Annotated in this window: 17 protein-coding genes; 7 read left to right on the top strand and 10 right to left on the bottom strand. The window is 53.1% G+C overall.

Features of this window, described 5'->3' with window-relative positions; genetic code table 11:
- Positions 1 to 49: 49 nt before the first annotated feature.
- A complete protein-coding gene (gstA, locus tag ACI2J2_RS06525; protein ID WP_209633072.1) occupies positions 50 to 655 on the top strand; it encodes a glutathione transferase GstA in 606 nt (201 codons plus the stop codon).
- A 45-nt stretch (positions 656 to 700) separates the two neighbouring features.
- On the opposite strand, the gene pdxY is transcribed toward gstA, so the two are convergent.
- The 5 genes from pdxY to anmK form a co-directional block, all read right to left on the bottom strand.
- A complete protein-coding gene (gene pdxY / locus ACI2J2_RS06530; RefSeq protein ID WP_404759706.1) occupies positions 701 to 1,561 on the bottom strand; it encodes a pyridoxal kinase PdxY in 861 nt (286 codons plus the stop codon).
- A gap of 65 nt (positions 1,562 to 1,626) precedes the next feature.
- The gene (gene tyrS, locus ACI2J2_RS06535) at positions 1,627 to 2,901 is read right to left on the bottom strand and encodes a tyrosine--tRNA ligase (protein ID WP_209633070.1); all 1,275 of its coding nucleotides are present in this window, start codon (positions 2,899 to 2,901) and stop codon (positions 1,627 to 1,629) included.
- A gap of 194 nt (positions 2,902 to 3,095) precedes the next feature.
- A complete protein-coding gene (pdxH, locus tag ACI2J2_RS06540) occupies positions 3,096 to 3,749 on the bottom strand; it encodes a pyridoxamine 5'-phosphate oxidase (protein ID WP_209633069.1) in 654 nt (217 codons plus the stop codon).
- Between the two features lie 87 nt (positions 3,750 to 3,836).
- A complete protein-coding gene (locus ACI2J2_RS06545) occupies positions 3,837 to 4,139 on the bottom strand; it encodes an MliC family protein (RefSeq protein WP_209633068.1) in 303 nt (100 codons plus the stop codon).
- A 45-nt stretch (positions 4,140 to 4,184) separates the two neighbouring features.
- Entirely contained in the window at positions 4,185 to 5,306 is a 1,122-nt protein-coding gene (gene anmK / locus ACI2J2_RS06550; RefSeq protein ID WP_404759707.1) for an anhydro-N-acetylmuramic acid kinase, read from the bottom strand.
- 369 nt (positions 5,307 to 5,675) lie between these two features.
- On the opposite strand from anmK, the gene ACI2J2_RS06555 reads away from it, so the two are divergent.
- Positions 5,676 to 6,140: a glycine zipper 2TM domain-containing protein gene (locus ACI2J2_RS06555; protein WP_026142354.1), complete on the top strand. Its 465-nt coding sequence runs from the start codon at positions 5,676 to 5,678 to the stop codon at positions 6,138 to 6,140.
- Between the two features lie 89 nt (positions 6,141 to 6,229).
- On the opposite strand, the gene slyA is transcribed toward ACI2J2_RS06555, so the two are convergent.
- Positions 6,230 to 6,664: a transcriptional regulator SlyA gene (gene slyA, locus ACI2J2_RS06560; RefSeq protein ID WP_037418732.1), complete on the bottom strand. Its 435-nt coding sequence runs from the start codon at positions 6,662 to 6,664 to the stop codon at positions 6,230 to 6,232.
- Between the two features lie 180 nt (positions 6,665 to 6,844).
- Here slyA and ACI2J2_RS06565 point away from each other — a divergent pair, with 180 nt between their 5' ends.
- The 3 genes from ACI2J2_RS06565 to ACI2J2_RS06575 are packed head-to-tail and all read left to right on the top strand — an operon-like array spanning position 6,845 to position 9,985.
- A complete protein-coding gene (locus tag ACI2J2_RS06565) occupies positions 6,845 to 7,081 on the top strand; it encodes a DUF1656 domain-containing protein (protein WP_073963435.1) in 237 nt (78 codons plus the stop codon).
- Between the two features lie 3 nt (positions 7,082 to 7,084).
- On the top strand, positions 7,085 to 7,942 hold the full coding sequence (locus tag ACI2J2_RS06570) for an HlyD family secretion protein (protein WP_209633066.1): 858 nt from the start codon (positions 7,085 to 7,087) through the stop codon (positions 7,940 to 7,942).
- A 9-nt stretch (positions 7,943 to 7,951) separates the two neighbouring features.
- Positions 7,952 to 9,985: an FUSC family protein gene (locus ACI2J2_RS06575; protein ID WP_404759708.1), complete on the top strand. Its 2,034-nt coding sequence runs from the start codon at positions 7,952 to 7,954 to the stop codon at positions 9,983 to 9,985.
- Between the two features lie 6 nt (positions 9,986 to 9,991).
- Here ACI2J2_RS06575 and sodC read toward each other — a convergent pair whose 3' ends face one another.
- A complete protein-coding gene (gene sodC / locus ACI2J2_RS06580) occupies positions 9,992 to 10,516 on the bottom strand; it encodes a superoxide dismutase family protein (RefSeq protein ID WP_209633064.1) in 525 nt (174 codons plus the stop codon).
- Between the two features lie 241 nt (positions 10,517 to 10,757).
- Between sodC and ACI2J2_RS06585 the strand changes: the two genes are divergently transcribed.
- On the top strand, positions 10,758 to 12,605 hold the full coding sequence (locus tag ACI2J2_RS06585) for a polyurethanase (RefSeq protein WP_209633063.1): 1,848 nt from the start codon (positions 10,758 to 10,760) through the stop codon (positions 12,603 to 12,605).
- 40 nt (positions 12,606 to 12,645) lie between these two features.
- Here the strand turns inward: ACI2J2_RS06585 and ACI2J2_RS06590 are convergent, their stop codons facing one another.
- The 3 genes from ACI2J2_RS06590 to ACI2J2_RS06600 form a co-directional block, all read right to left on the bottom strand.
- The gene (locus ACI2J2_RS06590; protein WP_404759709.1) at positions 12,646 to 13,542 is read right to left on the bottom strand and encodes an aldo/keto reductase family oxidoreductase; all 897 of its coding nucleotides are present in this window, start codon (positions 13,540 to 13,542) and stop codon (positions 12,646 to 12,648) included.
- A 99-nt stretch (positions 13,543 to 13,641) separates the two neighbouring features.
- The gene (locus ACI2J2_RS06595) at positions 13,642 to 13,881 is read right to left on the bottom strand and encodes a DUF1289 domain-containing protein (protein WP_209633061.1); all 240 of its coding nucleotides are present in this window, start codon (positions 13,879 to 13,881) and stop codon (positions 13,642 to 13,644) included.
- 21 nt (positions 13,882 to 13,902) lie between these two features.
- On the bottom strand, positions 13,903 to 14,832 hold the full coding sequence (locus ACI2J2_RS06600) for a LysR substrate-binding domain-containing protein (RefSeq protein WP_209633060.1): 930 nt from the start codon (positions 14,830 to 14,832) through the stop codon (positions 13,903 to 13,905).
- Between the two features lie 141 nt (positions 14,833 to 14,973).
- Here ACI2J2_RS06600 and ACI2J2_RS06605 point away from each other — a divergent pair, with 141 nt between their 5' ends.
- A complete protein-coding gene (locus tag ACI2J2_RS06605; RefSeq protein WP_209633059.1) occupies positions 14,974 to 15,615 on the top strand; it encodes an NAD(P)-dependent oxidoreductase in 642 nt (213 codons plus the stop codon).
- Positions 15,616 to 15,646 lie beyond the last annotated feature (31 nt).

Raw genomic sequence — 15,646 nt, forward strand, 5'->3', positions numbered from 1 at the left:
GATCAGAGGTTAAGCATGCCTGTCACTTATCACTCTCAAGGAGCTTTCGATGAAACTGTTCTATAAAGCCGGTGCCTGTTCTCTGTCCCCTCATATCGTTCTGCGTGAGGCGGGCCTGGATTTTACGGCGGAAAAGGTTGATCTCGCGCTGAAGAAAACCGAAAGCGGCGCAGATTACCTGACCATCAACCCAAAAGGACAGGTGCCGGCGTTACTGCTTGATGATGGCAGCCTGCTGACTGAAGGCGTAGCGATTGTGCAATATCTTGCCGACCGCGTTCCGGATCGCGGGCTAATCCCGGCGGCGGGCACATTGTCACGCTACCACGCTATTGAATGGTTAAACTATATTGCGACGGAGCTGCATAAAGGCTTCAGTCCGCTGTTTAACCCGAAAACGCCGGAAGAATACAAAACCTTTTCGCGGGAGAAACTGGATAAGCAGTTCGACTACCTGGATTCGGTGCTGGCGAAGCAGCATTTCTTGTTAGGGGCGCGCTTTAGCGTCGCTGACGCTTACTTGTTCACCATCTTGCGGTGGGCAATTGCTATGCAGTTTGATCTCAAAAAACGCGCGCACTTATCCGCTTATTTTGAGCGCGTAGCGGCACGACCGGCGGTGGATGCAACGTTAAGTGCCGAAGGGCTGAAATAATACCCACGCCCCGGCAGGTTTTCTTGCCGGGGCGCTGAATCTGACTTAAACCTTTACCGCTTTAAATTCACACGTCGGTTGTACAATGCGGTCTTGCGCCGCCACGACCTGCAACTCATACTCACCCATTGCCTGCGTGGTCAGCATGACCTCATAGACTGCTGCCGTAACGTGTTCCAACGCGTTATCCAGCGCCTCACCCTTCAGCAAATTAACCAACAACAGGCCGCTGGTCAGATCGCCCACGCCCACAGGCTGCCGAGAACCAAAATCCACTAGCGGGCGGCTAATGTGCCAAGCCTGATCGACCGTAACCAACAGCATCTCAAAACAGTCGCTATGATAGCCAGCACGGCTCAAATGCTTGACCAACACCACTTTTGGCCCTTTGGCAATTAATTCGCGCGCAGCGCTTACCGCTTGATCAACATCAGCGATGGTACGCTGGCTCAATAACTCCAGCTCCAGCAGGTTGGGTGCGATCATGTCACTGCATGGCAATGCCTGCTGGCAATGAAACTCCGCCACGCCCGGCGCGACTATGCACCCCTTCTCCGGGTGACCCATAACGGGATCGCAGAAGTACCACGCGTTCGGATTAGCCTGCTTAACCTGACGCACGATCTCCAGAATATGGCTACCCTGTTCCGGCGAACCTATGTAGCCACTCAGCACAGCATCGCAATGCTTCAGTTGGTTAATATCGGCAATACCTTGCGCAATCTCAGTCAGGTGGCTGGCTGGCATCACGCAGCCGGTCCATTTGCCATATTGAGTATGATTGGAAAACTGTACGGTATTGAGTGGCCAAACGTTTACACCCATGCGGCGCATCGGAAATTCTGCAGCGCTATTACCTGCATGGCCAAAAACAACATGAGATTGAATAGAAAGAATGTTTTTCATCAAAGACCAGCCCTGACGCCTTAAAAATAAAGGGGCCGCTGAGGGCCCCTTTGCTGCAATTTTGATTACTTCCAATCCACCAGGCAGTAATGCTTTTTACCACGACGCAGAAGCGTGTAGCGACCAAACAGGCGATCGGTATCGCTGAAGGTGTATTCGGCGTTGGACTGTTTCTCACCGTTGATGGTCACCGCATTGGAACCGATCATGGTGCGCGCCTGGCCGCGTGAAGGCACCAATTCGGCATTCACCAGCGCCTGTTGCAGATCGGCGTCGCCGTCAAGTTTAATTGTCGGCATACCGTCCTGCGCCAACTGGGCAAAGTCCGCTTCCGTCATGTCGTGCAGCGCGCCGGAGAACAGGCTTTGCGTGATGCGCTTGGCCGCAGCCAGGCCTTCAGCACCGTGCACCATACCGGTCACTTCTTCCGCCAACACATATTGCGCACGTGGTGCCTTGCCGCTGTTCTTGTCTTCTTCTTCCAGCGCGTTGATGTCTGCCAGATCCATAAAGGTGAAGAACTTCAGGAAACGGTATACGTCAGCATCGGCCGTGTTAATCCAGAACTGGTAGAACTTGTAAGGACTGGTTTTTTCTGGTGCCAGCCAGACTGCGCCGCCTTCCGTCTTACCGAACTTGGTCCCGTCGGCTTTGGTGATCAATGGCACCGTCAGGCCGAAGACCTGTTGCTGGTGCATACGACGGGTCAAGTCGATGCCGGAGGTGATATTGCCCCACTGATCGGAACCACCGATCTGCAGTTCAACCTGATGACGGTTGTACAGCTCGGAGAAGTCAAAACCCTGCAACAGGTTGTAGGAGAACTCAGTGAAAGAAATACCCGAGTCGTCACGGTTCAGACGCTGCTTCACCGCTTCCTTGTTGATCATTTGGTTGACCGAGAAATGCTTGCCAATATCACGCAGGAAGGTCAGCACATTCATGCCACCAAACCAGTCGTAGTTGTTGGCGGCAATCGCGCTGTTGCTACCGCAGTCGAAATCGAGGAACGGGGAAACCTGCTTGCGGATTTTATCCACCCACTCGTTCACCGTTTCGGTGGTGTTCAACTTACGCTCGGCCGCTTTGAAGCTCGGATCACCGATCAAACCGGTGGCACCGCCCACCAACGCTACCGGCTTGTGACCGGCAAGCTGGAAGCGCTTCAGGCACAACAGAGGAACCAGATGGCCCAAATGCAAGCTGTCAGCGGTCGGATCGAAACCGCAATACAGTGCAATTGGCCCTTGCGCCAGTCGCTCTGCTAACGCTTCCTCATCCGTAACCTGGGCAACGAGGCCCCGCTCTTGCAGTTGTTTAATCAAGTTGCTGCTTGCCATCAATGACTCCATGTATAAACGAATGCACCTTTGTCGGTACACGACCTTTCGCCCACTGGCGAAATATTAAATTCAGAATAACGCATATAGTCTAACCCGTTCGAGCCGCAGGAAGGCTGCCGCTTGAAATATGACGGGTATAGAATAAAGCGCCGGCGGCATCAGTACCAGCGCTTAAGGGGGATTTTCGGTCTTCAGGGTGCCAGTCGGTCAATTTTCCAGTCATTCCCGTCCCGTTGATACAGGAAACGGTCATGCAGACGGTTGGCACCGCCCTGCCAAAACTCGACGGAGTCGAAATTAACCCGGAACCCGCCCCAGAAACTTGGCAGCGGTACTTCGCCCTGTTGGAATTTTTGCTTCAGCTCGAGGAATTTACTTTCCAGCACACCACGCGCGGAAATGCGCGATGACTGTTGCGACACCCACGCGCCAATCTGGCTGTCTTTTGGCCGGCTGGCGAAGTACTTCATAACCTCTAAAGTGGATAACCGCTCCGCTTTGCCGAGGAAAATCACCTGTCGCTCAAGCATGTGCCATGGGAACAGCAGGCTAATATGTGGGTTCTGTGCTAACTGTTGTGCCTTGCGACTGCCCAGATTGGTGTAGAACACCAACCCTTTGTCATCATAATGTTTCAGCAGCACAATACGCTGATAGGGCTGCCCGTTCTCGTCCACCGTCGCTACACACATCGCCGTGGGATCGGCCAAGCGCGCGTCGCACGCCTGTTTCAGCCAGCGTTCAAACAGCGTTAACGGATTAGCGGTCAGATCGTTGCGGCGCAAGCCACCCCGAGTGTATTCACGGCGCAGGTCCGCGACATCAAACTCATTATTTTCAATCATCCGGTTATCAACCAACTGAAAAATCGTGATTCTATTCTGCGCCAGCGGCGTCAGGATCTCAATCGCTCTGACGCCGCACCCGCTGGATCAATTAGCCAGCGTGCAGTCGCTCATGATCACTTTGCCATTACGCTCAAGGTAGGCGTTTTGACCCTTCGACCAAAAGGTGTATTTGCCGTCGCTGTATTTGGCACCGGACATGGCCAACACCTGTTTCAGCTTCAGCTGTTCGCCGTCCATCAACATGCTGACGGTGCTCTCCTTACCGTCCAGCGACACCGTCAACGGCGTGGTGCCACATTGGTAATGCAACGTCTGGCTGCTTTGCGGTAAAACGTAGCTACAGCCAGCCAATGCCAGTACCCCGGCGGAAATAATGACTTTTTTCATGCGATTGCTCCTTAGGAAAACCTGTCGATTTCTATCCTAACAGAGCTAACGCTCCCCCAAAGGCAAAACCGGATAAATCCCACCCAGCAGCGTTTCACAACTTGCCCCCGTTACTGAAGGCAGGTTGCCGGGCTGCCCAGACAACGTACGGAACGCCAGCCAGGCAAAGGCTAACGCTTCCATATCATCACCACTGATCCCGAAATCATCCGTCAGGCACACTTCTGTACCGGGCAACAATGCCGACATCCGCGCCATCAGCAACGTGTTACGTGCCCCGCCGCCACACACCAGCAGGCGCTCGCAGCCTCCCGCTAACTGAACCTGTTCACAGATGGTGATCGCCGTCAGTTCCGCCAACGTCGTTTGTACATCGACGGGACTGACCGCGGCCAATCCCGCCAGTTGACGTTCAAGCCAGGCCGCATTGAAATACTCGCGTCCCGTGCTTTTTGGCGCAGGCAGCGCAAAATAGGGATCGGACAGCATTTGCTGCAACAAAGGCAGGCAGACCCGCCCTTCCATAGCCCAGCTGCCGTCTTTATCGTAAGCCAGGGAACGGTGACGCCATATCCAGGCATCCATAAGCATATTGCCCGGCCCGGTGTCAAAACCACGCACCGGCGCCCCCGGCAATAGCATCGAGAGATTGGCGATCCCACCAATATTCAGCACCATACGGCGCTCGACCGGATGCGCCAACAGTGCCTGATGGAAGGCGGGCACTAACGGGGCACCCTGGCCACCATAAGCCATGTCACGACGACGAAAATCGCCAACGGTGGTGATATTGGTTAGCGCAGCGATACGATTATTGTCACCCAATTGCATTGAGAAACGTGCATCGCCGTCGGGCTCATGCCATACCGTCTGCCCATGGCAACCAACGGCAGTAATGTCTTGAGCCGTCAGACCGGTTTGTTTCAGCAGGCCAATCACCGCCTCGCCAAAGAGTGTGCCAAGCTGAGCATCCAGCCTGCCTACCGCAGAAAGTGTGGTCTGCTGTCCCTGGCACATGCCGAGGATGTCTTGCTTTAGTTGAATCGGTATCGGATGGCTGTAGCTGGCCTGTTGCGCGACCACTCGTCCGTCGATCGCAGCAAGCACCACGTCGACGCCATCCAGACTGGTGCCAGACATAACACCTATATAGCGGCCTGACTTCATAGCAACATCCCTTACCCCAGACGGGGAAGCAAAATTTTAACTTGATAAATAAACCAGAATTGAAACATTAACGCCATGAATTATGATGTCTTTTTTCACCTCTGTGAGCAATGCGCCTGTTTATTCGCCTATTCTCCATAGTGATAACCTCGGCTAAACAACAGCTCAATATGCGACGGAATTTCTTCCTATACTGTTATAAAGCTAAACCACCGTTTATTATTGGTTGAACAGTGCAAAGTTAAGCTGCGTGCAGTAACAGGTCATGGTGATATCCGCACGTTTACGCCATACTTTATCTATCTTTTTCACTGAATATGGCCTGGAAAGGTTCCCCAGGTTATGGACTACTACCAACAGGAGTTTTATATGATCAAGCGTCTTCTCGTCGTTGCTATCGCCGCAGTTACGCTGGCAGGGTGTGCTAATGATTCCATGTCAGGCGACGTGTATTCCGCTTCGCAGGCCAAACAGGTGCAAACCGTGACTTACGGTACGCTGGTTTCAGTGCGTCCAGTCAAGATCCAGGGTAGTGAAACGTCGAATACCATTGGCGCAATCGGGGGGGCCGTTTTGGGTGGCTTCCTTGGTAATACCGTGGGTGGCGGTACGGGTCGTAGCTTGGCGACGGCTGCAGGCGCAGTGGCAGGTGGTGTGGCAGGTAACAGCATCGGTGAAGCGGCCGGTCGTACTTCAGGCTACGAGCTGGAAATCAAGACAGACCAGAAAGAGAACATCGTGGTGGTTCAGAAGGCTGGAGACACCAAGTTCAGCCCGGGTCAACGTGTTCGTATGGCTCGCACCGGCGACACCATTACCGTATCCCCGCTGTAAACTCAGCGTATCAGGTAAAACCGGAGGCTTTAGGCCTCCGGTTTCATTTCCGATGCTGTGAAATCTAATCGTAAAAAATAAAGAAAATCTTATTGTTTGTTTTGCAGTTCAGTTATGTTTTGTTCCAGCTTATCAATCAAACCAACCAACAGCTGCACTTCATCAATGCTAATGCCACTCAGAATCTCACCACGCGTAGAGCTGATGACGCTGTCCACTTCCCTGATAATGGGGTCGGCCGCTTCAGTCAGTTTGATACGCTTAGCACGCCGGTCGTTGGCGCAGGTGTGGCGAGTAATCAGCCCCTTCTCTTCCAGCTGGTCCAACGTACGAACCAATGATGGTTGCTCAATGCCGATCGCCTTGGCCAGTTGGATCTGCGACTGCTCCGGCGGCAAACGATTGATACTGTGCAGAGTAACCCAGTGTGTTTGCGTAAGCGCCAACGGCTTGAGCCGATGATCGATAAGCGCGCGCCAAACACGAACTAATCGTGCTAGATCTGAACCTAATGTTGACTCCACTTCCCCCTCCTTATAATTAGCATGCTAATATACCCTCCCAGAGCTTAGACTATTTTGAGTAACTCACATTAAAAACACAAATGTATATAATGTATATTGTGGAAATAGCCACCATTTTGAGCGGTTATTGTTTATTATCTATGCAAACACTCAACATATTCACTCATCGGGATTGTTAATGTGAATACTTCATGGCTCCATGCCTCGTCCCCTTTGCCCGATTTGGTCTTGGGCGCCTCACTTTATTTTCCGCCCATATTTAAGGCTTTTCTGCTCGGACTCGTTTTATGGCTGCTGGTACACCAGTTGTTGCGAGACTGGATTTATTCTGGTGAAATTTGGCACCCCATGCTGATGGACTTGTCTATTTTCGTCATCGCCGTCAGCGGCTCCCTGTGGATTTTAGCGAGTTGGTAACCCATGACGCGTAAAACATTAAAATACTTTTCTACGGTAATCGTCTGCGCCATTGCCATCTGTGCCGGTTGGTGGCTCTGGAATTATTATATGCAATCCCCGTGGACCCGTGATGGAAAGGTGCGTGCCGAGCTCGTCAATATCACACCAGAAGTTTCTGGAAGATTAGAGAAAATAACGGTTCATGACAATCAGTTCATACCTGCGGGAAGTCTGATTTTTACGATCGACCCGGTGCCATACCAGATTGCACTCGACAATGCTGAGGCCGCATTGGCAAAAGCACAATCCGACATGGCCAAGGCTGACCACGAGGCGGCGCGACGCCGAGGTCTGCCGAAGAATGTTATTTCGGCTGAAGACATGGACGAGTCAAATTTAGCGGCCCAGGCAATGAAAGCCGCATATAAAGCTGCCCAAGCGAATCTTGAACAGGCTAAATGGAATTTAAGTAAAACTAAAATCTACGCCCCTACCGATGGCTATATCACCAATTTACAAACTCGGGTTGGAAACTATGCCAGCGTGGGTACGCCGTTGGTCGCACTGGTCGATGTACACTCGTTTTACGTGCTCGGTTATTTTGAAGAAACCAAGCTAAAACATATAAAAGAAGGCAATAAAGCGGATATCGTTTTATATAATGGCAACATACCACTTCAAGGCGAAGTGGAGAGTATTGGCCGCGCTATTTACGATCAGAGTGTTGAAAGCAGCAGCGATTTATTAATGGATGTAAAACCCAACGTGCCTTGGGTTCGCTTGGCGCAACGCGTGCCGGTACGGATAAAACTACTGAATGTCCCCACTGATTTACCGTTAGTGGCCGGTACAACCTGTACCATCTCGATTCATCAGTAAGGCTAACGAGTGAACCTGCCCTTTTTGGAATGGAACCGTACCCCCTGGGGGAAAGCCACCGGTGGACAATGGCGTTATGCGCTGCGCAACTCGCTGGCAATGTGCCTGTCGCTTTGGGTGGCCTTCGTCCTGAATCTTGACGAACCCTATTGGGCGTTAACCTCGGCGGCGGTGGTCAGTTTCCCCACTGTGGGCGGTGTAATAAGTAAAAGTATTGGCCGCGTTTTCGGTAGCCTGGTGGGAGCGGCCGCTTCGGTCGCCATCGCCGGTCATTGCCTGAACGACCCTTGGTTATTCACGCTGTTTATCGCGGCGTGGATCGGTCTGTGCACATACATTTCAAATCATTATCAGAATAACGTCTCTTACGCCTTTGCCCTGGCGGGCTATACCGCCGCTATCATTGCATTCAGCACGGTCAACGTCACGGATACCCAGCAAATCTTCGATATCGCGCAGGCCCGCGTTTGCGAAGTGATCACCGGTATTCTGTGCGGTGGCCTGATGATGATGATCTTGCCCAGCACCTCGGACGGTGAAGCACTCTTGACCTCATTAAGGCGCATGCATTTACGTCTGCTGGAACATGCAGCAATGCTATGGCAACCGGAAATCACCCTGCAGATGCGCACATCACATGAAGGGGTGATCGGCCAGATTCTGACCATGAATCTGTTGCGTATTCAGGCCTTCTGGAGTCACTACCGACTGCGTCGACAAAATAACCTCCTCAATTATATGTTGCATCAGCAGCTACGCATTACCAGCGTCATCTCCAGCCTGCGCCGTATGCTGCTGAACTGGCCGGACCGCCCTGCGAACCTGGCGGCCGTTTTGGATCAATTGCTGACCGAACTCCGTCATCCCGACACCGACAAATACCGTCTTGCACGCATCCTGCAGCAGATCGCCCCGCAGGATCCAGCAGATTACCGCCACCGCGCCTTTTGGCTACGCCTGCGGCATTTTTGCTGGTCATACCTGAACTGCAGCCGTTGGTTATTGCGGCTCGAGAGCGCAACACCCGTCAGCGATATCCAACCGCCACGCGTGACCTCGCTGGCTCGCCATACCGACAGTTATGAGGCCGCCTATAACGGCCTGCGCACCTTCTTATGCATCGTCCTCGGTTGTGCCTACTGGATTAACACTCAGTGGGACGCGGGGAGCTCAGCCCTGACGCTGATCGCTATCAGCTGCGTGCTGTATTCCTCCACACCGTCCCCCATCAACAGCATCAAGACGTTGTTAAAAGCCGTGCTATTGCTGTCAATTGCCTGTTTCGTGGTGAAATTCGGCTTGATGATTCAGATTGATGATTTTTGGTTGTTCTGCGCGTTTCTGTTCCCGGTGCTGGTCACGATGCAGATGTTCAAACTGCAACATCCATCCTACGCGGCATTATGGGGACAACTGATTGTATTTATGGGCTCTTTCCTTTCCGTCACCAACCCACCAAGCTACGATTATCAGTCTTTTATTAACGACAGTATCGGTAAAATTGTTGGGGTGCTGCTGGCCGGCCTGGCATTCCAGATCTTACGACCCAGTTCGGACAAACGTAAAAGCCGGCGGATTATTCGTGCACTGCGACGCGACTTTATCGATCAGTTAAGCAAAAAGCCGCAGCAGAGCGAAAGCCAGTTTGAATCGCTGATTTATCACCGCATCAGTCAATTGAACCAAAGTCAGGATCAAGAAGCGCGTAGTTGGTTATTGCGCTGGGGTGTTGTGTTACTTAACTGCAGCCATATCGTCTGGCAATTACGCGGCTGGCAAACGCGATCCGATCCGCTCTCAGCGGTACGTGACGTCTGCATTCACTGCCTGCGGGGCATTATGACGGAGAAAGGTGTGCAGCACAGCTCGCTAGACGCCACGTTGCAGGAGTTGCTGCGAATGAGCAATGCATTGGCGCACCACCCGGATCAGGCGGCACGCGATCTTGCCGGACTCATTTGGCGGCTGTACTGCTCGTTGCAACAGCTACAGCAGGCGATTACACCACCAGACACGACAATAGCGGTGCCCGCAGCCCACTGACCGACGTTACGATTTAATGACGCCGCAGGCGAAACGTTCCCCTCCGCCCCCCAGCGGTTTCGGATGGTCGGCGTTATTATCGCCCCCCGCATGGACCATCAGTGCTTTGCCGGTTATTTCGCTGATTTTCTTCAGCCGGGGGGCCAACACCGGATACGTAGCCATACCGTCGTCTGTCACATAGAGCGCCGGCAGGTCGCCCAAATGGCCATCAGCATAAGGGCCAAGGTGCTTGCCGGTTTTTTGCGGATCAAAGTGCCCGCCCGCTGCCAGCGCAGCAACCGCCTTGCCCTCTTTCATGCCCGGCTCGCAACTGCCATTTTCATGAACATGAAAACCATGCACGCCGGGCGGCAACGCTTTTAGTTGCGGTGTAAACATCAGGCCGTAAGGCGTTTCACTGATTGTCACCTTGCCAATGTCCTGGCCAATTCCCTGTCCGGTCACCAGATTCATGTCAACATCTACCGTTGCCGCCTGAGCGACTCCGCAGGCCATCAGGCCGAAGGCCGCATACCAATAATGTTTCATTCATCAATCTCCTTTGAATAACTGTGAGTATTCAGTATAGGGGAATGTGTGACGCCACCACTCAAAACAGGCACATTTTCGACCATCAAGTTCGCATTATTAATAATTCTTACTAATAATAATTCTACCGATGTCGGTCCTCTGACCAGATATCGGTAGATACACTCTGCTTACCTGCAACCGCTGCAAAGGCTATTCAAAGATCACCCCCGGCAATGCAGCAAATTCATAAGGAACTGATATGGGAATCTTTAATTATCAAGGCCTCGATGAGGCAAAGTCCAAAGTGTTATTTACCGATGCCATGGCGATTTCTACCTATGCCTATCACAATATCGATAATGGTTTTGACGAAGGCTACCATACGACCGGTTTTGGGTTGGGCTTGCCGTTGACGCTGGTGACTGCGTTGATTGGCAGCACACAGTCACAAGGCGGGTTGCCTGGTATTCCGTGGAATCCGGATTCAGAAAAGGCAGCACTGGCAGCGGTAAATAGCGCCGGTTGGTCCTTGATAAGCGCCGATCAATTAGGTTATCAGGGGAAGACTGATGCCCGAGGTACCTATTATGGTGAGACGCTGGGCTATACCACGGCCCAAGCCGAGGTGCTGGGAAAATATGACGACGCGGGTCATCTGACCGGCATTGGCATTGCTTTTCGTGGCACCAGTGGCCCGCGAGAGTCATTAGTCACCGATACCATCGGTGACTTGATCAACGATGTGCTGGCCGGGTTCGGGCCAAAGGGTTATGCGGACAACTACAGTCTGAAGGCCTTTGGCAACCTGTTGGCCGATGTGGCCAAATTTGCCCAGGCGCAGGGCCTAAGCGGGGATGATGTGACCATCAGCGGCCATAGTCTTGGCGGATTGGCGGTGAACAGCATGGCGGCACTCAGCGACAATAACTGGGGCGGTTTCTATGCGCAATCCAGCTATGTGGCATTTGCCTCGCCGACGCAATACGAGACGGGCGGCAAAGTGATCAACATCGGTTACGAAAATGACCCGGTATTCCGCGCGCTTGATGGCACGACGCTCACGCCTTCCTCGTTAGGGGTACACGATGCGCCACAAGAGTCTGCCACCAATAATATCGTTAACTTTAACGATCACTATGCCTCCGCAGCCTGGAACATCCTGCCCTTCTCCATTCTGAATATTCCAACCTGGCTATCTCATCTGCCGTTCTTTTATCAAGATGGGTTAATGCGGGTGCTAAACTCCGAGTTTTACTCGCTGACCAATAAAGATTCGACGGTGATCGTCTCAAACCTCTCCGATGTCACCCGTGGTAATACCTGGGTGGAGGATCTCAACCGCAACGCAGAGAAACACAGCGGTCCGACGTTTATCGTGGGTAGCGACGGTAATGATTTAATCAAAGGCGGTGCAGGCAATGATTATCTTGAGGGCCGCGCCGGTAATGACACTTTCCGCGACAGTGGCGGCTTTAACATCATTTCCGGTGGTGAAGGCAACAACACACTGGATCTGCAACACGCCTTGAAAAAGACTGAAGTTGCCTACGACGGTAATACCCTCTACTTGCGCAACGCTAACGGCGATATTACCCAGGCAACCTCGATTAATACGCTGAAAAGTACAGAGTCGTCACTGCTGATTTTCACCAAAGACGTTGCGCATCAGGTAACCGACAGTGGGTTACTCTCGGAGAAAGGACTGACTGCCTATGCCAGCTCGGAAAAAGGGGGCGCTACCAATGACATCCTGACAGCCAAAAACGCCGGCTCTTGGTTATTCGGCCTTGACGGTGATGACCAACTCTTCGGCGGCAAAGGCAACGATGTGTTTGTCGGAGGCGCCGGCAACGACATCATGCACAGTCAGGGTGGCAGCAACACTTTCTTGTTCAGCGGTAACTTTGGCCAAGATCAGATTTATGGCTATCAGGCACAAGACAAACTGGTCTTTATGGGGACACCGGGCAGCAGTTCGGGCGGCGATTACCGCGATTTTGTGTCCGAAGTGAACGACAATCTGGTGTTTAACTTTGGCGGCAATACGGTCACGCTGGTCGGGCTAGGGTTGAACAGCTTGTCGGACGGACAGGTCGTTTTGGCGTAAAAGAAGGGGCAGCCAAGGCTGCCCCGTTTATTGTCAATGATCAGGGTACGTCGTAACCCAGTGCCGCTTTACGAATACGGAACCACTGTTGGCGATTCAGCGTCAACGCTTGCGCCTTCAACGCCGAACGCACACGTTCAATCTTGCCGGAGCCGATGATCGGTAACGGCGCAGACGGCAAGCGCATGACCCACGCGTAAACCACTTGTTCAATCGTCTCCGCACCAATTTCCTGCGCAACGGCCTGTAACTCGTCACGCAGTGGCTGGAACTCGGCATCGTTGAAGAGACGCCCCCCACCCAGGCAAGACCACGCCATAGGTTTGATGCGCAACTGCTGGCACTGATCCAACGTACCATCCAGAATACTCGGCTGGTGGATCGGCGAAATTTCAAGTTGATTGGTCACCAGCGAGAATGGCAAGCGTGATTGCAGCAGTGTAAATTGCGCTGGCGTGAAGTTGGAAACACCGAAGTGGCGGACTTTGCCGCTTTTGTGCAACGCCACAAAGGCCTCAGCCACTTCATCAGCATCCATCAGCGGGTCTGGGCGGTGGATCAATAACAGGTCAAGATAATCGGTGTGCAGATTCGCCAACGATGTCTCCGCGCTGCCAACGATATGCTCACGCTCAGTAATGTAGTGTCCAATGGGATTGCCCGGTTTAGCCGTGGTTGCAATACCGCATTTGGACACCAGCTCCATAGACTGACGCAACGAAGGCTTAAGGCGCATCGCGTCGCCAAAGGCTTGTTCACAGGCATAACCACCATAGATGTCAGCGTGATCGGCAGTCGTCACTCCCAGTTCGATATGTTGCTCAATGAATGCCAGCAACTGCTGCGGTGACATGCCCCACTCCATCAAACGCCAATATCCGCAAATCATGCGAGAAAACTCAGGCCCCTGCGGTGCGAGTTGAATACGGTTTACCATTATTGAAACCTCATGACAGTGTTTAAAGCCAGCATACACAAGCAGATAACGCAGTGGGAAGCGGAAAGCCACACTTACGTGCGGCAGATCAGGAATGCGTCAGAACAATGAGGGTTGCTCGGGTTGCGGATCATCAGGCTGTTTATTGGCACGTTGCAGGCGCAGGAAGCGCTGGCGACACAGGCGCAACACGTCACGCTTTTGCGCATCGCTCATTTGCATCCAGCCAAAGCGTTCCTCGCGGCTACGCAAGCAACCACGACAAAAACCGCGGTCGTCGGCCTGACAAATGCCGCGACACGGGCTGGGGATGTCAAAAAACTCAAGCTGCTGCGGCACACGTCCTCCTGCGTTCTTTAGCTAATTGAAGACGCCATCGCCGCTGCTGGCAAGTGACTTTTCGGCATGACGGTGAAAATAATCACGCAGATAACGCAGCGCCTGACGAGTTTTCTCCGGCATCGCCCGCTCTAGCGTCATCGCATGCAACCGTAACGGTGCGGGTCGCCACTCTGGCATCAACTGTATCAGTTCACCGCGTTGCAGCTCATCCTCAATTTCATACAGCGGTTGAATAGAAATCCCCAGGCCGCTGCGAGTAAAGGCGCGCATCACGTTCATACTGTCACTGACAATCTGCCCTTCCGCCAGGCGCAATTTAAGCTGCTGGCCCCCTTGGTGGTGTAAATCCACGTGCGCGCCGCTGAAAGCACCGGAGATCCAACGGTGCTTCACCAAATCCTGCGGTGCTTCCGGTACCCCGTGCTGACTGAGATAACGCGGTGCAGCACACAGCACCATAGGCCATTCGGCCAGCGGATGCGCGATCATGTTGGCATCCGCCAGTTGACGATTGACCCGCAGTGCAATATCGATCCGTTGTTCGATCATATCGATGATGCGATCATCCGCCAGCACCCGCAACGTCAGTTTGGGGTGCGCCTGTAACAGCGGAGCCATTGCTTCTGCCAGCGGACGCCCGCCGATACCGATGGTTGTGGCAATGCGCAGTTCCCCCACCAGCGTATCGCGCAGCTCTGCCAACCGTTGTTCGGCCTGCTGCGCCTGAAACAGCATGGCCTCACAGCCAGGATAAAAGGCTGCTCCCGCCTCGGTGAGCGCCAAGCGCCGCGTCGAACGGTGCAACAAGGGTACGCCAAGCACTTTTTCCAGTGAACGCATATGTTGGCTGACCGCCGACGGCGTCATGCCCAGTCGCCGTGCTGCGCCAGCCAGCGACCCCTCCGCCACCACGGTGGCAAATACCGCCATTCGATTCAATTTATCCATGATTATGAAGTTTTACTTAATCAAGAAAGCATGAATATGGCACTAATCAGGACTATTGTTAAGTACTACAGTAGATACAACCGCTCAGGTCAACTTGGCCTGACACTTCGCACTGAACCTATTCCTGACAGGAGCAAACTGATGAAAGTCGCCATTATTGGAGCAACAGGTTTTGTAGGCCGTCGCGTGGTAGATGAAGCACTTGCCCGTGGATTGCACGTTACCGCCATTGCCCGCCAGCAAAAAGACTTACCGAACAATGCCAACCTGACCGTTGCCTTGGGCGACGTGGCCGACACGGAATGGCTGGCAAAACAGTTAGCCGGTCAAGATGCCGTGATCAGCGCCTATAACCCAGGTTGGGCTGAAGACAACCTGTACGACAAAACCACCAAAGGTGCGCAGCAGATCCTGGACGCCGTGAAAAAATCCGGTGTCAAACGTCTGCTGGTCGTTGGTGGAGCCGGCAGCCTGGAAATTGCACCTGGCCTTGAGCTGGTGGATACCCCAGAGTTTCCGGAGAATATCCGCCCCGGGGCGCTGGCCGTGCGAGACTTACGTAACAAACTGCGTAATGAATCCTCACTCGACTGGACCTATTTGTCCCCCGCGGCACTGCTGGAACCCGGCAAACGCACCGGTCAGTTCCGCCTTGGCACCACCAAATTGTTGATGAACGGCCAGGCACCCGCCGGTATCTCGGTTGAAGATCTGTCGGTAGCCATTGTCGATGAGATCGAAAAACCACAGTTTATCAAAGCCCAGTTTACCGCCGCTTATTAAGCGTATCGCCAGGCCTCAGGGTCTGGCATTT

This window comes from Serratia sp. NPDC087055 (assembly GCF_044900985.1).
In the GTDB taxonomy this organism is placed as follows: Bacteria; Pseudomonadota; Gammaproteobacteria; order Enterobacterales; family Enterobacteriaceae; genus Serratia.